Raw genomic sequence first — 19,057 nt, 5'->3', positions numbered from 1 at the left:
GCTCAGCAACCGATGAGGCGCGACGCGAGGTACCCACTGACCTGGCTCAGGCCGATGCGCTCCTGCGACATCGAGTCGCGCTCCCGGATCGTGACCGCGTCGTCCTCGAGGGTGTCGAAGTCGACCGTGATGCAGAACGGCGTGCCGATCTCGTCCTGGCGGCGGTAGCGCTTGCCGATCGCCTGGGCGTCGTCGAAGTCGACGTTCCAGTTCTGGCGCAGCTCGGCGGCGAGGTCGCGCGCCTTGGGCGAGAGGGCCTCGTTCCGCGAGAGCGGCAGGACCGCGGCCTTGACCGGCGAGAGCCGCGGATCCAGGCGCAGCACGGTGCGCTTGTCGACGCCGCCCTTGGCGTTGGGCGCCTCGTCCTCGGTGTAGGCGTCCACGAGGAACGCCATCAGCGAGCGGTTCACGCCGGCTGCCGGCTCGATGACGTACGGGGTCCAGCGCTCGTTGTTGGCCTGGTCGAAGTACGACAGGTCACGGCCCGAGTGCTCGGCGTGGGTCGACAGGTCGAAGTCGGTGCGGTTCGCGACGCCCTCGAGCTCACCGAACTCCGAGCCCGCGAAGCCGAAGCGGTACTCGATGTCCACGGTGCGCTTGGAGTAGTGCGAGAGCTTCTCGGCCGGGTGCTCGAACAGGCGCAGGTTGTCGGGGTTGACGCCGAGGTCGGTGTACCACTTGAGGCGCGTGTCGATCCAGTACTGGTGCCACTCCTCGTCCTCGCCGGGCTTGACGAAGAACTCCATCTCCATCTGCTCGAACTCGCGGGTGCGGAAGATGAAGTTGCCCGGCGTGATCTCGTTGCGGAAGCTCTTGCCGATCTGGCCGATGCCGAACGGGGGCTTCTGGCGGGACGAGCCCATGACCTGCGCGAAGTTCACGAAGATCCCCTGGGCGGTCTCGGGGCGCAGGTAGTGCAGGCCCTCCTCGGACTCGACCGGGCCGAGGAACGTCTTGAGCAGGCCGTTGAACATGCGCGGCTCGGTCCACTGGCCGCGGGTGCCGCAGTTCGCGCAGACCAGCGTGGACATCTCGACCGCGTCGGGGTCGTCGAGGCCGTGCTTCTCGGCGTACGCCTCCTGGAGGTGGTCCTGGCGGTAGCGCTTGTGGCACTGCAGGCACTCGACCAGCGGGTCGACGAAGGCGGCGAGGTGGCCCGAGGCCTGCCAGACCGGCGTGGGCAGGATCACCGAGGAGTCGAGGCCGACGACATCGTCGCGGCCCTGCACCATCGAACGCCACCACTGGCGCTTGACGTTCTCCTTGAGCTCGACGCCGAGCGGCCCGTAGTCCCAGGCGGAGCGGGTGCCGCCGTAGATCTCGCCGCACTGGTAGACGAAGCCGCGGCGCTTGCAGAGGCTGATGACGGTGTCGATGACTGAGGCCATGGAGGAAATCCTGTCCGGCTGGATGTCGGCGGGCCGTTGCGCGTCGTCGTGACAACGCGCGCCCGAGGTCAGCGATCCACGATACCCCCGGCCTCACGGCGGTCCGCGATCAGTTCCCCCGAATGCCTTGACGGGCTTTAGTTAGTTTGGTTTATTAACTCTGTGACCTCGACCACAGTGACCCGCCGTGCGGTGGGCAAGGTGCGCCCGGCCGACACCCGTCGGCACCACCGCACCCTGCTGCTGCAGCACCTCATGGACCACGGACCGACGACCCGCGCCGACCTCGCTCGCGAGACCGGCCTCACCCGCGTGACGGTGTCGGACCTGGTCGCCGAGATGCTCCAGGAGTCGCTGGTCGACGACATCGGCGCCCGCCCCGGCACCCACCTGGGCAAGCCCGCGACGCTCGTGGCGATCTCGAAGGACGCGCCGGTCATCGTCGCGGTCGACCTGTCCGACGACTCCGGCTTCGACGGCGCCGTCGTCGACCTGCACGGTCAGGTCCTCCTGCGCGAGCAGGCCCCGTTCACCCGGGGCGCCGACGCCGTGGACGACCTGTCCACGCTCGTCGCCCGCCTCGTCGAGAGAGCCCCCCGCCGCGTGCTCGGCATCGGGGTCGGCACGCCGGGCATCATCGACGACGCGGGCGTCGTCCTGCAGGCGCCGAACCTGGCCTGGGACGACGTCCCCCTCGCCGCCACCCTGGCCGAGCGCCACGAGCTGCCGGTGTGTGTCGGCAACGACGCCAACATCGCGGCGGTCGCCGAGGGCGCCTTCGGCGACGGCGACGACGCCGGCCTGCTGATGGTCACGATCGGCCAGGGCGTCGGCGGTGGCATCCTCGTCGACGGCCACCCGGTGGCCGGTCCCCTGCGCTCGGCCGGCGAGATCGGCCACATCGTCGTCGATCCCGACGGCGCCGCCTGCGCCTGCGGGAACCGCGGCTGCCTCGAGACCCTGCTCAGCGCGCCGGCCCTGCGGGCCGCCGGGTCCGACGAGGCCCGCCGCCACGTCGGCGACCTGCTCGGATCGGTCCTGACGCCGATCGTGACCACCCTCGGCATCGCCGACGTCGTCCTGCACGGACCGACCGACCTGCTCGACGGCCCGGTGCTGGAGGCAGCACGCGCCGCGGTCGCCCGCCAGAGTCTCCCCTTCGTCGCCCAGCGCATCAGGATCCGCCTGGTCGCCCACGACGAGCTCGTCCTGACCGGGGCGGCGGCGCTGGTGCGCCATCGCGAGCTGGGAGTCGTGTGAGGTGCGCCGCGCCGAACACTCCACCACCACACATCATGCAGGAGAGGCACATCATGAAGCTCCGTAAGTTCGTGGCGAGCGCGGCCGTGGCCGGGATCGCCCTGAGCGCCCTGGCCGCGTGCGGGGGCGACGACGACTCGTCGTCCGACGCCGGGTCCGACACCATCACCCTGTGGCTCGCGGGCAAGGAGGACACCCCGACCGAGGCCAGCGACTGGCTGACCAAGGAGTTCGCCGCCCAGAACGACGGCAAGACCCTCAAGATCGAGCGCATCGACTGGGGCGAGCTGCTGACCCGCCTGAACACCTCCCTGCCGAGCGACGAGTCGCCCGACGTCGTGGAGATCGGCAACACCCAGGCCGCCTCGTTCACGAGCATCGGCGCCTTCTCCGACCTGACCGACAAGGCCGACGAGCTGGGTGCCATGGGCCCGGAGTCGTTCGTCGAGGCCGGCACGTGGGAGGACAAGCTCTACGCGGTGCCGTACTACTGGGGCTCGCGCTACGTCTTCTACAGCAAGAAGGCCCTCAAGGACGCCGGCCTGGAGCCCCCGAAGACGCTCGAGGACTTCAGCGCCGCGGCGACGCAGCTGAAGGCCGACGGCGGCGACAAGTACAGCGGCTTCTGGCTGCCCGGCCAGGACTGGCGCAACGGCATCAGCTGGATCTTCGCGAACGGTGGCGACATCGCCGTCCAGGAGGGCGACGCGTGGGTGGGCAAGCTGTCGAGCCCCGAATCGATCCAGGGCCTCGAGCAGTGGCAGCAGTTGGCCGAGAAGGCCACCACCGCCCCGAAGGACGGCAAGGACGAGGAGGCGTGGACCCCGTTCAACAACGGCGAGGCCGCGATGTTCATGGCGCCGAGCTGGGCCCGCTGGTCGGTCGCCGAGGACAAGGCCGAGGATCTCGGCGGCTTCGCGCTGCCGGGTGTCGACGGCGAGGCCGCCCCGGTCTTCGCTGGCGGCTCGAACCTCGCCGTGTCGGCCAAGTCGAAGAACCAGGACCTGGCCTTCGAGGTGCTCAAGCTGATCTACAGCGACGACTACCAACAGCTGCTCGCCAAGAACGGCCTCGGCCCGGCGAACGACGAGTTCACGTCGCTCATGGGCGACGACGAGTTCGCCACGGCGGCCATCACCGCGGCCGGCAACTCCAAGCTCACCCCGACCTCGCCGAACTGGGCGGCGGTCGAGACGTCGAGCGTCATGGAGGAGTTCTTCGGTGCCATCGCCAACGGCGAGGACGTCGCCACGGTCGCGAAGGCCACCGACGCCAAGCTCGAGGCCGAGCTCAACAAGTGACACGCTCGCGGTGAGGAGTCCGGTGGGGCCCGGTCGTGAGGCCGGGCCCCGCCGCCTGCCGGGAGCACACTGCCCAGGGAAGGAGGAACGATGAGCACGCAGACGGCCGCCCGCAGGTTCGGGCCCTACGCCCTGCTGACGCCGGCGGTGGTGATCCTGGGGATCGCCATGGGCTATCCCCTGGTGCGCCAGGTCGTGATGTCGTTCCAGGAGTACGGCCGGGCCCAGCAGTTCGGCCAGGCGGCACCCTTCGTCGGCCTGGAGAACTACACGCAGCTGTTCACCGATCCCCAGATGTGGGCGGTCGTCGGCCGGTCGCTCGCGTTCTGCGCCGTCAACGTGGTCGTGACGATGGTCATCGGGATCTCGCTGGCAGTGCTGCTGAAGCACGTGTCGCGCGGGCCCCGGCTGACCCTGCAGATCGCGATGCTGCTCGCGTGGGCCATGCCGGTGATCGCCGCGATGACCTCGTGGCAGTGGCTCTTCGACACCCGCTACGGCGTCATCAACTGGACGCTCGTCCGCCTCGGGTTCGAGTCCTTCGACGGCCACAACTGGCTGACGAACCCCTGGTCCTTCTACTTCGTGGCCACCGTGATCGTCGTGTGGATGAGCGTGCCGTTCGTCATGTTCACGATCTACGCGGCGCTGACCCAGGTGTCCGAGGAGGCGCTCGAGGCCGGCGAGCTCGACGGTGCGAACGCCTGGCAGCGGTTCCGGCACATCGTCTACCCGACGATCCGCCCCGTCCTGACGATCACGCTGCTGCTTCAGGTCGTGTGGGACCTGCGGGTCTTCGCCCAGATCTACTACCTGCAGGGCGTCGGCGGCACCCCGAGCAAGACGCACCTGCTCGGCACGTACATCTACACGCTCGGCATCGGCCAGAGCGACTACGGCATGGCCTCCGCGCTGGCGATGTTCGTGCTCGTGCTGACGCTCGTCCTCACCGCGGGTTACGTCCGCGCACTGCTGAAGGAGTCGCGATGACGCGCACGACGACCCGCCGCCTGTGGGGTGCCCTGGCCGTCGTGGTCGCGGTCCTGTGGGTGTTCCCGGTCTACTGGATCCTCAACAGCGCGTTCCAGCCCGCCGACCGGCTGCGCTCCCCCGAGCCGGCCTGGTTCCCCCGCGACCTCACGGGCTCGGGCTTCGCGAGGGTCTTCGACGACGCCTTCGTCGACTCGTTCCAGCTCAGCATCACCGTGACGATGATCGCCGTGATCTGCGCCGGGCTGTGCGCCTTCCTGGGGGCCGTGGCGATCTCGCGCTTCCGCTTCCGCGGGCGCGCCCAGTTCGTCCTCGTTGTCCTGGCGATCCAGATGATCCCGCCGGAGGCCCTCTTCATCAGCCAGTACAAGATGCTCGGCGACGCCGGCCTCTACAACACGATCGGCGGCCTGGGTCTGCTCTACATCGCGATGATCCTGCCCTTCACCATCTGGATGCTGCGCGGCTTCGCCGACGGGGTCCCGATCGACCTAGAGGAGGCCGCGATGGTCGACGGCTGCAGCCGCACCCGCGCCTTCTTCACGATCACGTTCCCCCTGCTGGCACCGGGGCTGGTGGCGGCCAGCGTCTACGGGTTCCTGCAGGCCTGGAACGAGTTCACCCTCGCGGTCGTCGTCATGGACCCGTCGAACCGCACGCTGCCGCTGTGGCTGCGCGGCCTGTCCGACGTGTCCAACGAGGCGATCGACTGGCCCGGCGTCATGGCCGGCGCGACGATGGTGGCCGTTCCGGTGATCGTGTTCTTCATGATCGTCCAGGGCCGGATGACCTCCGGCCTCGTCTCGGGGGCGGTGAAGGGATGACCGACGACTCGGTGCGCGCCGACGCGCACGGCGTGATGCTGGCCGCGTTCCACGGCCCGCGGGTTCCCTCGTGGCTCGCTCAGGCGTTCGCCGACGGGCTGGCCGGGATCTGCCTCTACGGCGACAACCTGCCCGCGGACGGCGACGTCCGCCACGTCGCGCGGGCGGTCGCGGCGCTGGACCCCACCCGGATCCTCGCCCTCGACGAGGAGGGCGGCGACGTGACCCGCCTCCACATGGCGACGGGCAGCCCCCATCCGGGCAACGCCGCGCTCGGCGTCGTCGACGACGTCGCGCTGACCCGCACGATCGCGGCCGGCATCGGTGCCGAGCTGCGTGAGGCCGGCGTGTGGCTGGACCTGGCGCCGTGCGCCGACGCGAACAGCAACGCCGCCAATCCCGTCATCGGCACCCGCAGCTTCGGCGCCGACCCGGCGCTCGTGGCGCGCCACGTCGCCGCCTTCGTCGAAGGTCTGGCCTCCTCAGGAGTCGCCGCGAGCGTGAAGCACTTCCCCGGGCACGGCGACACGAGCGCCGACTCGCACCTCGAGCTCCCGCGCGTCGACGCCTCCGCCGCAGTCCTGCGCGAGCGCGAGCTGGTGCCGTTCCGGGCCGCGATCGAGGCTCGGGCGGCGTCGATCATGACGTCCCACGTGGTCCTCGCCGCCTTCGATCCCGACCGTCCGGCCACGTTGAGCCCGGCCGTCCTGACCGGACTGCTGCGCGACGAGCTCGGCTACGACGGCGTGATCGTCAGCGACGCGCTCGACATGGCCGGCGCCAGCGGCACCCTCGGCCTCGGTGGCGCGGCGGTCGCGTCGCTCGCCGCCGGTGCCGACCTGCTGTGCCTCGGCCCGGAGTCCTCGAGCGAGCCCGGTGCGCTCACCGAGGCCGTGGAAGCGGTCGTCGCGGCGGTCGAGGCCTTCACCCTGGAGCGCAGCCGGCTCAGGGACGCAGCGGCGCGGGTCGAGCGGCTGCGCGCCGACTGGTCGGGTCGCCCTGCGCCCGAGCCGGGAACGATCGAGACCGCCCGGACCGCCTCCGAGAAGGTCGCCGCGGAGGTGGTGGCCCGGCTCCGCATCACCCCGCTGACGGGCCGCGCCACCGTCGTGCGCATCGACACCGGCACCAACCCCGCCGTGGGCTGGACCGACTGGGGCCGCCTGGACGTGGACGCCGACGTCGTCGACCTGACCGCTCGCGACCTGGAGGGCGTCGGGCCGTTCGGGGGCGAGGTCCTCGTGGTCGCACGCCGGGCCGCCGCCCATCCCGAGGTCCGCGCCTGGATCATCGACCAGCTGGACGCCAATCCGCAGGCGCGGCTCGTCGAGCTGGCATGGCCCGATCCGAGGTTGGCGGACCGCTCCGACGTCCTGTGCACGATGGGCTCGTCGGCCGCCCTGCTGACCGCGCTCTCGCGCGCGCTGAGGGGTGACGCGTCATGACCACCCCGATCCTCGTGGGCCTCGACATCGGCGGCACCTCCGTCAAGGCGATGGCCGTGTCGCCCACCGATCCCACCGGTCCCGCGCTGGCCGAGCTGCGCCGCCGTACCGAGCTCGGCGCCGATGGCATCCGCGACGGCATCACCGCGGCCGTCCACGACCTCGCCGCCGCCGTCGGCCCCGACTCCGACGTCGTCGGCATCGGCGTGGGCATCCCCGGGTTCGTCTCGAAGGGCACCGCGTCGCATGCGGTCAACCTCGGACTCGGCGCCGAGCCCCTCGACCTGCTGCCGACGCTGAGGGCGCTCACGCCCGGGCCGGTGGGCGTGGAGAACGACGTCAAGACCGCCGCGCTCGGCGCCCGCGGCTGGCTCGCGCAGCACGATCCGGGCGTCGACGACTACGCCCTGCTGAACATCGGCACGGGCCTGGCCGCGGGGATGGTGCTCGGCGGTCGGCTGCGCGCCGGGGCGACCGGTTCGGCCGGCGAGATCGGCCACCTCGTCTTCGACCGCAGCGGCCCGGTGTGCCCGTGCGGGCAGACCGGCTGCCTCGAGCTGTACGCCTCCGGCAGCGGCCTGCGGCGGCGCTGGTCGGGCACCGCACGCCAGCTGTTCGCCGCGGCCGAGGCCGGGGACGAGGCGGCGGCCCGGACCGCGGACGACCTCACGGCCGGGATCGCGCACGCGATCACGCTCCTGGCCTACGGCCCCGATGTCGCGCTGATCCTCGTGACCGGTGGCGTCGTCTCCCGCAACCCCGCACTGCGTGCCGCGGTCACCGCCCGCCTGCACCACGACGACCGCGCCCTCGTGGGCCGCGCCGTCCCGGTCGCCGACCGGGTGCGCTGGCTGCCCGATCACGTCGCGGTCGGCACCCGCGGTGCCGCGCTGCTGGTCACCGAAGGAGTGATGGGCTGATGGAGGTCGTCGTCACCACGAGCCCGGGCGAGGTCGCCGCGGACGCGATCGCCGGGCACCTGCGCCCGGGTGCGGTCCTCGGCCTGGCCACCGGCTCCTCCCCACTCCCGGTCTACACGTCGCTGCTGCGCCGGCGCGACACCGGTGAGCTCTCGTTCGACGGCGTGCGCGCCTTCACGCTCGACGAGTACCTGGGCCTGCCCCGCTCCCACCCGCAGAGCTACCACTCGGTGATCCGGCGCGACTTCACCGACGGGGCGGGCATCGAGGTCGACGGCCCCGACGGCGAGGCGACGGACGTCCCCGCCGAGGCGGCCCGCTACGAGGCGGCCATCGCCGCCGCAGGGGGCATCGACGTGCAGCTTCTCGGGATCGGCACGGACGGCCACATCGGATTCAACGAGCCCGGCTCCTCCCTGGCCTCGCGCACCCGCACCAAGACGCTGACCCCGCGGACCCGCGAGGACAACGCCCGCTTCTTCGGCTCGGTCGACGAGGTGCCGATCCACGTGCTGACGCAGGGCCTGGGAACGATCCTCGAGGCACGTCACGTCGTGCTGGTCGCCACCGGACCGGCCAAGGCGGCCGCGGTGGCCGCTGCGGTCGAGGGGCCCGTGAGCGCGTTCTGCCCCGCCTCGGTGCTCCAGCTGCACCCGCACGTGACGTGCGTCGTGGATCCGGACGCCGCCGCGGACCTGAAGTTGATCGACTACTACCGCTTCACCGTGGCCCACAAGCCGGACGGGCAGCCGTGGTGACCGTGACCCCAGCGCCCATGAACCCAGTTGAAGGAGCAGCATCGTGGCATCGGTGACTTTCGAGAAGGCGACCCGGATCTTCGACGGGCAGGAGCGTCCGGCCGTGGACGCGATCGATCTCGCCATCGAGGACGGCGAGTTCCTCGTGCTGGTCGGTCCGTCCGGCTGCGGCAAGTCCACGACGCTGCGGATGCTGGCGGGCCTGGAGGACGTGGACGCCGGCCGTGTCCTCATCGGGGACCGCGACGTGACCCACCTGGCCTCCAAGGACCGGGACATCGCGATGGTGTTCCAGAACTACGCGCTCTACCCGCACATGACGGTGGCCGAGAACATGGGCTTCGCGCTCAAGATCGCGCGCGTCCCCAAGGCCGAGATCCGCACGCGGGTGGAGGAGGCCGCGGCCATCCTCGACCTGACGCCCTACCTCGATCGCAAGCCGAAGGCCCTGTCCGGCGGGCAGCGCCAGCGCGTCGCGATGGGCCGGGCGATCGTCCGATCGCCGCAGGTGTTCCTCATGGACGAGCCGCTGTCGAACCTCGACGCGAAGCTGCGCGTGCAGACCCGCACCCAGATCGCGGCGCTCCAGCGCCGGCTCGGGACCACCACCGTCTACGTGACCCACGACCAGGTCGAGGCGATGACCATGGGCGATCGTGTCGCGGTCATGGACGCCGGGGTCCTCCAGCAGGTGGCCACCCCTCGGGAGATCTACGACCGTCCCGCGAACGTCTTCGTCGCCGGGTTCCTCGGCTCCCCCGCGATGAACCTGCTGGACCTGCCCGTCGTCGACGGGGGCGCGAGGCTCGGCGACGCCGTGGTCCCGATCGAGCGATCCGTGCTCGACCTGGTCGGTGCCACCGTCACGGTCGGCGTGCGGCCGGAGAACCTCGGCATCTCCGAGCAGGGGCTGCCGATCACCGTCTCCGTCGTCGAGGAGACTGGCGCCGACGCCTACCTGTACGGGCACACCGAGAACCTCACGGAGAACCTCGTCGCCCGCACCGACTGGCGCCGTCCGCCCGAGAAGGGCAGCCACATCCGCCTCGCGCCCCTGGATCTCGCGGACGTCCACGTCTTCGACCCGGCCACCGGCCACCGCCTCTGATTTGACAATCGTTCTCAACCCTCTTGAGAATGGTTGTCATGAAGCTGCTTGCCGGTGCCGCGTGCACCGCCCTCCTCGCCGCAACCCTCGTCGCCTGCGCGGGAGGCGGTGACGACGACGGACGCACCGAGGTCGTCACGTCGTTCTATCCCGCGCAGTTCCTCGCCGAGCGGATCGGCGGCGACGACGTCTCGGTCACCACGCTCACGTCCCCCGGCGCGGAGGCCCACGACCTCGAGCTCACGGCCAAGCAGGTCATGAAGGTCAACGAGGCCGACGTCGTGGTGTACCTGTCGAACTTCCAGGAGGCCGTCGACCACGCGGTCGAGGACGCCGACCGCGACGGTGCCTCCACCGTCGACCTGGCCGAGGGCGTGGCGCCGATCGAGGGCGAGGAAGAAGGTCACGAGGAGGAGGGCCACGACCACGAGGGTCATGACCACGACCACGGCGGCGTCGACCCGCACGTGTGGCTGAACCCGGCCAACATGGTGACCGCCGCCGCAGGCGTGAGGGACGCGCTCGTCGAGGCGGATCCCGACAACGCGGCCACGTACGAGGCGAACGCCGACGAGCTGATCGCCGAGCTCGAGCAGCTCGACGCCGACTTCACGAGCGGTCTGGCCTCGTGCGAGCAGACGGAGTTCGTCACGTCGCACGCGGCCTTCGGGCACCTCGCCGCGGCCTACGGCCTGACGCAGATCGCGATCAGCGGCATCGACCCCCAGTCCGAGCCGACCACCGCGGCGCTGGCCGAGATCACCGAGGAGGTCAAGGACCACGGCATCACCACCGTGTTCACCGAACGCCTCGCGTCCTCCGCCCTGGCCGAGACGGTCGCCCGCGAGACCGGGGCCGACACCGCGGTGCTCGACCCGATCGAGGGCCTGTCGGACGAGACGAGCGACGAGGACTACGTTTCCCTCATGCGACAGAACCTCGACGCACTGACGAAGGCGAACGGCTGCTCGTGACGTCCCCCTCCGTCCCTCCCGTCATCGACGCCAGCGGCGTCACGGTCGACCTCGGCGGCACCCAGGTGCTGCGCGGGGTCGACCTGCGGGTGATGCCGGGTGAGTTCGTGACGATCCTGGGTGCCAACGGATCGGGAAAGTCCACGCTCGTGCGCGCCCTCGTCGGACTGCTGCCGCACCGTGGCTCGATCGAGCTCTTCGGCACCCCGCTCGGGCGCTTCACCGACCACCAGCGGATTGGGTACATGTCGCAGCGCCCGGAGGTGTTCTCCGGCGTCCCCGCCACGGTGAGCGAGGTCGTGGTGAGCGGTGCCCTGTCGCGCCGCCCGCGCTTCGGCTGGCCGTCGCGCGCCGACCGCGCCGCGGCCGCCGAGCTGATCGAGCGTGTCGGTCTCGCCCACCTCGCGAAACGGCCGATCACGCACTTGTCCGGCGGCCAGCAGCAGCGCGCCCACATCGCGCGGGCGCTCGTGGCCGACCCCGATCTCGTCGTCATGGACGAGCCGATGGCGGGCATCGACGCGCACAGCGCCGAGGTCTTCGCTGGCCTGCTGGGCGAGCTCGACGAGCGCGGCACCGCGATCGTCATGGTGGCGCACGAGCTGGGCCCGATGGCGCCGCTGGTGGACCGCGCGGTCCACCTCGACCGCGGGCTGGTGGAGTACGAGGGACCCGCGGTCGGGCCCGGGACCCACGACCACGCGCACGACCACGCGCACAGCAGCGAGCCGTCCGTGACACGGCCCGTGCCCGCCGAGGGCCCTCTTCCTGGAGGCACGTCATGAGCGTCCTGTCGTACGCGTTCATGCAGTACGCCCTCGTCGCCGCGGTCATCACGGGCCTGTCGGCACCGGCCGTCGGCACGTTCGTCGTGCAGCGCCGGCTGGCCCTGCTCGGCGACGGGCTGGGCCACGTCGCGCTCACCGGTGTCGCGCTCGGCCTGCTGACGGGCGTCGCCCCGCTGGCCACCGCGGTGGTCGTCGCAGTGGGCGGCGCCATCCTGCTCGAGGTCCTGCGCAGCATCGGACGCACGAGCGGCGACCTCGCCCTGGCGATGCTGTTCTACGGCGGCCTCGCCGGCGGTGTCCTGCTGACGAACCTCGCGGGCGAGTCCGCAGCCGTGCTGAACCAGTACCTGTTCGGCTCGATCATCACGATGAGCCGGGCCGATCTCGCGGTCGTGACGGTGCTGGGCCTCGTCGTGATCGCGACCACTGTCGCCCTGCGGCCGCAGCTGTTCGCCCTGTGCCAGGACGAGTCGCAGGCGCGCGTCATGGGCATCCCCGTGCGGCTGTACGGGATGCTCATCGCGGTGCTCGCGGCGGTGACGATCACGGTCGCGATGCGCACGGTCGGCCTGCTGCTGGTCTCGGCACTCATGGTGGTGCCGGTGGCCGCGGCCCAGCAGCTGACGCGCAGCTTCCGCTCCACCCACTTGGCGGCCATGGGGATCGGCCTGTTCTCGGCCGTCTCCGGGCTGCTCGTGAGCGTCCAGATCGACACCCAGCCGGGGCCCACGATCGTGGTGATCGCCCTCGGCGTGTTCATCGTGGCGGCGCTGGCCCACGGCCTGACGCACGTCCGTTCCCGACAGGAGGCACCTCATGGTCGAGGCACCGCGTAACACCCGCCAGCGGCGCGCCGTCGCCGACCTCATGGAGGACCTCGACGGCTTCCGCTCGGCCCAGCAGATCCACGCCCTGTTGGAGGATCGCGGCGACAACGTCGGCCTGTCCACCGTCTACCGCACCCTGCAGGCACTCGCCGAGGCCGACGAGGTCGACGCCCTGCGCTCCGACGACGGCGAGACGCTCTACCGCCGCTGCAGCCGCGGGCACCACCACCACCTCGTGTGCCGCGCGTGCGGGCGCACGGTGGAGGTGGAGGGCCCGACGGTCGAGAAGTGGGCCGACCGCGTGGCTGAGGAGAACGGCTTCGCCGACATCTCACACACGCTGGAGATCTTCGGCACCTGCGGATCATGCAGGTCCTGAGCCGCACCGACTGGCTTCCCCTGGCGGAGGCCCACCGCGAGCGGGCTCGCAGGTACACCGGGCCTCACCTCGCGCGGCGCGCGAACAGCGAGAAGCACCCCGTCGCGGACTTCCTGTTCGAGTACTACAACCTCTCCCCCGGTGCCCTCGAGCGCTGGCACCCCGGGCTCGGCGTCGGACTGGCCGACGCGCCGGAGTACGCCGCGCTCGGGGCCTACGTCGAGGACGACGGCGTGGCCTCGGTGGACACCTCGCGACTGGCGAAGCGGCTCCCGGGGCTGCGCTGGACGCGTGACCTGCTCACCCGCACGGCCTCGCGCCCGGCGCGGACCGGGTGCTTCGGGCTGCACGAGTGGGCCATGGTCTACCGCGACGCCGACGACCGGCGCCATCCCGCTCCCCTGCGCCTGGGCGGCGCCGGCACCGACGAGGTGGTCGAGTCGCACAGGCTGACGTGCACCCACGTCGACGCGTTCCGGTTCTTCACCGACGAGGCGCGACCGCTCAACATCGAGGAGCTGGGTCGCGAGCACCAGCTCGAGTGGGAGCAGCCGGGCTGCCTCCACGCGACGATGGACCTGTACCGGATCGCCTTCCGGCTGCTGCCGTTCGTCGAGTCGACGATCGTCCTGGACACCTTCGAGCTGGCGCTGGCCGTGCGCGAGGTCGACATGATGGCCTCGCCGTACGACCTCAGCGACCTCGGCTACGAGCCCATCCGCATCGAGACGCCCGAGGGCAAGGCCGAGTACGTGCGCCGTCAGCGCGACTTCACCGACGCCGCCGCTCCCCTGCGGGCGCGCCTCCTCGCCTCGGTCGAGGACCTGCTCAGCACCCCGGTGGTCGAGTAGCACGCGAGCGCAGCGAGCGGCGTATCGAGACCACGCTGCGCCGGATATCGTCGACCCGTGACGACCCCCACCATCACCGCCCGGAGCGGCCCGGACCTCAGCGGCCGCGAGGTCTACGAGATCTGGCGCATCCGCGACGTGGTGTTCGCCGTGGAGCAGCAGTGCGACGAGCCCGATGTCGACGGCGTCGACCTGGCCGACGACTGCGTCCACCTCTGGATCGCCGACGACAACGGCATCGTGCAGTCGTACCTGCGCACCTACGTCGCCGGCGGCGTCCGGAAGGTCGGGCGCGTGGCCACGCTCAAGGAGGCCCGCGGACAGGGCCTGTCGGGAGCCCTCATCCGTGAGGTCCTCAGCCGCTGGGGCGACCAGGAGATCCGCATCGGCGCCCAGGCCTACCTCGAGAACTGGTACGGCACCTTCGGCTTCGTCACCTCCGGGCCCCACTACACGGAGGCCGGCATCGACCACATCCCGATGACCCGCCAGCCCTCCGCGCAGCCGAGCACCTGAACCCTCGGGTGCCTAGGCTGGGCGACCGGAGGTACTCCCATGAGCGGTGACGAAACCTACGGCAGCGTCCGCTACATCGTGCAGGACGTGCAGGCGTCCATCGACTTCTACGTGAACCGGCTCGGGTTCACGCTGCGCGCCCATCCGGCACCACCGTTCGCCGACGTGACCCGGGGCTCGCTGCGGGTCCTGCTGTCCGGCCCGGGCAGCTCGGGCGCTCGCGCCACACCCGCCGACCTCGACGTCCCGGGCCGCAACCGCATCCACGTGGTCGTCGACGACCTGGCCTCCGAGGTCGACCGGCTCCGTGCGGGTGGCGTCGAGCCGACCACGGACATCGTCAGCGGTCCGGGTGGGCAGCAGGTCCTCGTCGCGGACCCGGACGGCAACCTCGTCGAGCTCTTCCAACCGCGGTGAGCGCCGCACGAGCTCCCCGCGCCCTCGTCGTCGGCGAGGCACTGGTGGACGTCACCCGCAAGCCCGACGGCAGCGTCGCCGAGCACCCGGGCGGCTCGCCCCTCAACGTCGCGGTGACGATGGCGCGCCAGGGCATCGACACCACGCTGGCCGCGCAGGTGGGCGACGACCACTTCGGCTCCCTCGTCCGGGCCCACCTCGATCGCAGCGGCGTGAGGCTCGACGGCACCGGCTCGTCGGCGCCGACCGCGTCGGCCACCGCCACGCTCGACGCCGCTGGCGCGGCCACGTACGAGTTCGACCTGCACTGGGACCCCGAGTCGCTGCCCGACCCGGCGGACTTCGACCTGGTCCACGTCGGCTCGATCGGTGCGTGGATGGCTCCCGGCGCCGACGCCGTCGCCGACCTCGTGCGACGTGCGCACGCCGGTGGCCGGGCAGTCGGCTTCGACCCGAACGTGCGGCCCGCGCTCGCGCCGTCGGTGCCGGTGCTCCGCCAACGGGTCTTCGACCTGGCCCGGCTCAGCCGCTTCGTGAAGCTGAGCGACGAGGACGCGGAGGTGCTCGCTGACGGTCACGGCGACCCGCTGTCGGTGCTCCGGGAGCTTGCCACACACGGTCCCGTGCTGGCCGCCCTCACCCGAGGCGGTGAGTCGGCGGTGCTCCGCTCCGGTGACACGGAGGTCGAGGTGCAGGTCCCCGAGGTCGAGGTCGCCGACACCATCGGCGCGGGCGACACGTGGATGGGCACCCTGCTCACCGAGCTGCTGCGGCGCGGCTGGACCGATCGGACCTCGTTCACCGCCGAAGAGCTCCGCGAGCTCGGGCAGGCCGCCGTCGCCGCAGCCGCGATCACGGTCTCGCGCCCCGGCGCCGACCCGCCCTGGCGCGGCGAGCACCTCCCGCCGCCTGGATGATGTGCCGCTTCGGCCCATATCTGGGCTCAATCGCTACAAGATGCGACCCGGCGCGACTCGCGCGCGACCACGACCGTTGACATTCAGGTAACCACTGCGTTACCAATGAACCGTGGATTCGTTCACCGCTCTCGCCGACCCGGTGCGCCGGGCGTTGCTGCGCCGGCTCAGCCGGGGGCCGGCGCGCGTGGTGGACCTCGCGGCCGAGCACCCGATCAGTCGGCCAGCGGTGAGCAAGCACCTCAAGGTGCTCGTCGAGGCCGGTCTGGTCTCCGCGGAGGACCACGGGCGGGAGCGCCACTACGCCTTCGTCGACGAGGGTCTTGCCCCCGTGCGAGACCTCCTGCAGGAGCTCACCCCGCAGCCACGCTTCAGTGAATCCGTGCTCGACGGCCTGGATCTCGAGGTCCGACGCACCGTCAGGGACCACCGGGGCGCCCCGGCGCCCGCTTCCTCCGAGGAGACCGCATGACCCCCGACCCGACCGGACGCCGCGAGACCCGCCACGGCAGCGACGGCATCGTGCTCACCCGCACCTTCCGAGCCCCCGTCGAGGCCGTGTGGGCGGCGATCACCGAGAGCGACCGCCTCGCCCGGTGGATCGGCACGTGGAGCGGTGACCCCTCGTCCGGCTCGGTCGAGTTCCGCATGAACGCCGAGGGCGACGACGTCCAGGACGAGACCTTCACGATTCACCGCTGCGAGCCACCGCACCTGCTCGAGGTGTCCTCACCCGCCGGCGACACGGAGACCTTCGACCTTGTGCTGGAGCTGAGCGAGGACGCGGGCACGACCACCCTGACGTTCAGCCAGTCCATGACCGACCCGGAGCTGGCGGCCAACGTCGGCCCCGGCTGGGAGTACTACCTCGACCGCCTCGTCGCGGCGGAGACCGGCAGCGACGTCGCGGCGATCAGCTTCGACGACTACCACCCCGGGCAGTCCGACCACTACCGAGGACTTTTCGCCTGACAGACTCTCGGGGGTGCAGTCCAGACCCGACGGGAGCCGATCCACGATGCCACACCTCCTCCGCGTGACGACCGTGGTCATGACGTTGGTCCTGCTCGCCGGCTGCAGCGGAGCGAAGGACGACGAGCCCGCGGCGACTCCCAGCAGCGCCAGCGCGACACCGACGGCCACGACGCCCGCGCCGTCGCCCACCGCCACGACGCCTGCTCCCCCGCCGGCGTCGCGGGTCCGCGAGGTTCCCCCGGCGCAGTGGAACGCCATCGTCGAGGCCGGCATGGTGCGTCCGGAGTGCCCGATCCAGCGCCGTGAGCAGCTCAGCCGCGTCGACCTCAACTTCGTCGACTTCGAGGGCCGCACGCGCCGCGGTCACCTGATCGTCAACGCGGACGTTGCGCGGAGCATCCAGCGGATCTTCGACCGCCTCTTCGCCGAGGAGTTCCCCATCCGCAAGATGAAGGGCGTCGAGGCCTACGGCGGCGACGTAGCGAAGAGCCTCGCGGCGGACAACACCTCAGCCTTCAACTGCCGCCGCGCCGACCAGATCAACGCGCCGTTCAAGGACTCGCCCCACGCGAACGGTCGCGCCGTCGACATCAACCCGCTCGAGAACCCGTGGATGGACCTGCGCTGCGACTGCTGGACCCCCTCGGCGCGCCACGCCGAGCGCACCCCGGGGCCCGGCAAGATCTTGGAGAAGGGTCTCGTGTGGCGGCTGTTCGACCGCGAGGGCTGGATCTGGCAGAACATCGACGTGCCCGACTACATGCACTTCGACACGGGCTACCCGTCGCGTCCCTTCGGCGGCGCCTGACAGGGCGTGCGTCAGGATTGACCCGTGCTCGGACTCGAGATGGTCGTCCTGCTGGGAATCGCGATCGTGGCGTGCGGCGCGCTCGCGAGCCGCTACCCGATCGCCCCCGCCATCCTGCTGGTCGTCGCGGGCGTGCTCATCGGGTTCGCGCCGACCCTGCGCGCGGCGCACCTGCCACCCGAGGTCATCCTCTTGGTGTTCCTGCCCGCGCTGCTCTTCTGGGAGAGCCTGACGACGTCGCTGCGGGAGATCCGCAACAACCTGCGCGTCGTGGTCCTCACGAGCACCGTCCTGGTGGTGGCGACGGCCGGCGCCGTCGCCGCGACCGCCCACTACGTGCTCGGCATGTCGTGGGGCCCGGCGTGGGTGCTCGGCGCGGCACTCGCGCCCACCGACGCCACCGCGGTCGGCGTCCTGGCCCGCCACCTCCCCCGTCGCACGGTCACGACCCTGCGTGCCGAGAGCCTCATCAACGACGGCACCGCCCTGGTCATCTACGGGCTCGCGGTGGGCGTCACCGTGGGTGAGGAGGTCCTCACCGGGTGGCACGTCACGTGGCTCGTCGTGCTCTCGTACGGCGGCGGCCTCATCGCGGGTGCGCTGGTCGGGCTGCTCAGCTGGCAGATCCGCCGCCGGATGAACGACCCGATGCTCGAGGGCATCGCGATCTTCGTGACCCCCTTCGCCGCGTTCCTGGCCGCCGAGGCGATCGAGGCGTCCGGCGTGCTGGCCGTCGTCGCCTGCGGGCTCTTCCTGAGTCAGGTCGCCCCGCGCATCACCGGCGCGGCCACCCGACACCTCGTGGTCCCGTTCTGGTCGCTCTCCACCACGATGCTGAGCAGCGCCTTGTTCGTGCTGATCGGTCTCGAGGCGCAGTCCGCGTTCCGCGCCCTCTCCAGCACGACCATGGCGCGGGCACTGCTGGACACCCTGCTGGTGGCCGCCGTCGTGATCGGCGTGCGGTGGGTCTGGACCTACACGACGCCCTACCTGATCCGTGCCGTCGACCGGCGCCCGGTCCAGCGGGAGCGTCGCGTCAGTGCTCGCCAGCGCACCGTCACCGCGACGGCCGGCTTCCGCGGTGCGGTCTCGCTCGCTGCGATCCTCGCCGTGCCGCGCACGGTCGACTCGGGTGCGCCCTTCCCCGACCGCGACCTCATCGTGCTCATCGCCTGCGGCGTGATCATGCTGAGCCTGCTCCAGGCGCTGCTCCTGCCGGCGATCGTTCGGTTCGCCCGGCTGCCCAGCGACACCTCGGTCGACGAGGAGATCCAGCTCGCCGAGGTCCTCACCCTCGACGCCGCGATCGAGGCGATCGACGACACGGCCACCGAGCTCGGTGTCGGCGAGCTCGTGACGACGCGGGTCCGCCACGAGCTCGACAAGCAGCGACGGCTCGTGGAGGCGACCGGGGCCGACGGCGACCCGCTGGTGGAGCACCACGACCAGTACACGAGCCTCTCGCTCGCCCTCCTCGCCCGCCGGCGCGAGGCCCTCGTGCAGCTGCGCGACGAACGGCGCATCGACGACATCGTGCTGCGTCAGGTCCAGGCCAGGCTCGACATCGAGGAGATCCGCTTCTCGAGGCCCACGCTCCCCGAGTGACGGTGG

The 19,057-nt window shown here is 71.3% G+C and carries 21 protein-coding genes; 20 read left to right on the top strand and 1 reads right to left on the bottom strand.

Annotated elements, in window-relative coordinates; all coding sequences use genetic code 11:
• Positions 1-2 precede the first annotated feature (2 nt).
• Positions 3-1,388, bottom strand: coding sequence for a glycine--tRNA ligase (locus tag ACY1JX_RS01315; protein WP_462564955.1), 1,386 nt, complete (start codon positions 1,386-1,388; stop codon positions 3-5).
• A 162-nt stretch (positions 1,389-1,550) separates the two neighbouring features.
• Between ACY1JX_RS01315 and ACY1JX_RS01310 the strand changes: the two genes are divergently transcribed.
• The 20 genes from ACY1JX_RS01310 to ACY1JX_RS01215 all read left to right on the top strand — a co-directional run bounded on the left by ACY1JX_RS01310 (position 1,551) and on the right by ACY1JX_RS01215 (position 19,051).
• On the top strand, positions 1,551-2,648 hold the full coding sequence (locus ACY1JX_RS01310) for an ROK family transcriptional regulator (RefSeq protein ID WP_462564954.1): 1,098 nt from the start codon (positions 1,551-1,553) through the stop codon (positions 2,646-2,648).
• A gap of 53 nt (positions 2,649-2,701) precedes the next feature.
• Positions 2,702-3,949: an extracellular solute-binding protein gene (locus tag ACY1JX_RS01305; protein ID WP_462564953.1), complete on the top strand. Its 1,248-nt coding sequence runs from the start codon at positions 2,702-2,704 to the stop codon at positions 3,947-3,949.
• Between the two features lie 90 nt (positions 3,950-4,039).
• A complete protein-coding gene (locus tag ACY1JX_RS01300) occupies positions 4,040-4,939 on the top strand; it encodes a carbohydrate ABC transporter permease (protein WP_181755901.1) in 900 nt (299 codons plus the stop codon).
• A complete protein-coding gene (locus tag ACY1JX_RS01295) occupies positions 4,936-5,763 on the top strand; it encodes a carbohydrate ABC transporter permease (RefSeq protein WP_462564952.1) in 828 nt (275 codons plus the stop codon). Before ACY1JX_RS01300 ends, ACY1JX_RS01295 begins: the two co-directional genes overlap by 4 nt.
• Positions 5,760-7,208 carry a glycoside hydrolase family 3 N-terminal domain-containing protein gene (locus ACY1JX_RS01290; RefSeq protein ID WP_462564951.1) on the top strand — a complete coding sequence of 483 codons (1,449 nt, stop codon included), beginning with the start codon at positions 5,760-5,762 and terminating at the stop codon, positions 7,206-7,208. Before ACY1JX_RS01295 ends, ACY1JX_RS01290 begins: the two co-directional genes overlap by 4 nt.
• A complete protein-coding gene (locus ACY1JX_RS01285; RefSeq protein ID WP_462564950.1) occupies positions 7,205-8,128 on the top strand; it encodes an ROK family protein in 924 nt (307 codons plus the stop codon). Before ACY1JX_RS01290 ends, ACY1JX_RS01285 begins: the two co-directional genes overlap by 4 nt.
• The gene (locus tag ACY1JX_RS01280) at positions 8,128-8,886 is read left to right on the top strand and encodes a glucosamine-6-phosphate deaminase (RefSeq protein WP_462564949.1); all 759 of its coding nucleotides are present in this window, start codon (positions 8,128-8,130) and stop codon (positions 8,884-8,886) included. Before ACY1JX_RS01285 ends, ACY1JX_RS01280 begins: the two co-directional genes overlap by 1 nt.
• A 43-nt stretch (positions 8,887-8,929) precedes the next feature.
• Entirely contained in the window at positions 8,930-9,994 is a 1,065-nt protein-coding gene (locus ACY1JX_RS01275; RefSeq protein ID WP_462564948.1) for an ABC transporter ATP-binding protein, read from the top strand.
• 38 nt (positions 9,995-10,032) lie between these two features.
• Positions 10,033-10,968: a metal ABC transporter substrate-binding protein gene (locus ACY1JX_RS01270; protein ID WP_462564947.1), complete on the top strand. Its 936-nt coding sequence runs from the start codon at positions 10,033-10,035 to the stop codon at positions 10,966-10,968.
• Positions 10,965-11,753, top strand: coding sequence for a metal ABC transporter ATP-binding protein (locus tag ACY1JX_RS01265; RefSeq protein ID WP_338072891.1), 789 nt, complete (start codon positions 10,965-10,967; stop codon positions 11,751-11,753). Before ACY1JX_RS01270 ends, ACY1JX_RS01265 begins: the two co-directional genes overlap by 4 nt.
• Complete coding sequence (locus tag ACY1JX_RS01260) at positions 11,750-12,592, top strand: metal ABC transporter permease (protein WP_181755908.1); 843 nt, start codon at positions 11,750-11,752, stop codon at positions 12,590-12,592. Before ACY1JX_RS01265 ends, ACY1JX_RS01260 begins: the two co-directional genes overlap by 4 nt.
• On the top strand, positions 12,573-12,962 hold the full coding sequence (locus ACY1JX_RS01255) for a Fur family transcriptional regulator (RefSeq protein ID WP_181755909.1): 390 nt from the start codon (positions 12,573-12,575) through the stop codon (positions 12,960-12,962). The genes ACY1JX_RS01260 and ACY1JX_RS01255 overlap by 20 nt, the downstream gene beginning before the upstream one ends.
• The gene (locus ACY1JX_RS01250) at positions 12,950-13,813 is read left to right on the top strand and encodes a 3-methyladenine DNA glycosylase (protein ID WP_462564946.1); all 864 of its coding nucleotides are present in this window, start codon (positions 12,950-12,952) and stop codon (positions 13,811-13,813) included. The genes ACY1JX_RS01255 and ACY1JX_RS01250 overlap by 13 nt, the downstream gene beginning before the upstream one ends.
• A gap of 57 nt (positions 13,814-13,870) precedes the next feature.
• Positions 13,871-14,329, top strand: coding sequence for a GNAT family N-acetyltransferase (locus ACY1JX_RS01245; RefSeq protein WP_462564945.1), 459 nt, complete (start codon positions 13,871-13,873; stop codon positions 14,327-14,329).
• Positions 14,330-14,368: 39 nt separating this feature from the next.
• Positions 14,369-14,746, top strand: a complete 378-nt coding sequence (locus tag ACY1JX_RS01240) for a VOC family protein (RefSeq protein WP_181755911.1) — start codon at positions 14,369-14,371, stop codon at positions 14,744-14,746.
• On the top strand, positions 14,743-15,663 hold the full coding sequence (locus ACY1JX_RS01235) for a PfkB family carbohydrate kinase (protein ID WP_462564944.1): 921 nt from the start codon (positions 14,743-14,745) through the stop codon (positions 15,661-15,663). Before ACY1JX_RS01240 ends, ACY1JX_RS01235 begins: the two co-directional genes overlap by 4 nt.
• A 112-nt stretch (positions 15,664-15,775) precedes the next feature.
• Positions 15,776-16,135 carry an ArsR/SmtB family transcription factor gene (locus ACY1JX_RS01230; RefSeq protein ID WP_462564943.1) on the top strand — a complete coding sequence of 120 codons (360 nt, stop codon included), beginning with the start codon at positions 15,776-15,778 and terminating at the stop codon, positions 16,133-16,135.
• On the top strand, positions 16,132-16,635 hold the full coding sequence (locus ACY1JX_RS01225) for an SRPBCC family protein (protein ID WP_462564942.1): 504 nt from the start codon (positions 16,132-16,134) through the stop codon (positions 16,633-16,635). The genes ACY1JX_RS01230 and ACY1JX_RS01225 overlap by 4 nt, the downstream gene beginning before the upstream one ends.
• A 79-nt stretch (positions 16,636-16,714) precedes the next feature.
• Entirely contained in the window at positions 16,715-17,446 is a 732-nt protein-coding gene (locus ACY1JX_RS01220) for a M15 family metallopeptidase (protein WP_462564941.1), read from the top strand.
• Positions 17,447-17,470: 24 nt separating this feature from the next.
• A complete protein-coding gene (locus ACY1JX_RS01215; protein WP_462564940.1) occupies positions 17,471-19,051 on the top strand; it encodes a Na+/H+ antiporter in 1,581 nt (526 codons plus the stop codon).
• Positions 19,052-19,057: the final 6 nt, after the last annotated feature.

This window comes from Aeromicrobium sp. JP4 (assembly GCF_054957925.1).
Note: the sequence above shows the minus strand (reverse complement) of the source record. Positions and strands in the feature narration are given on the sequence as shown.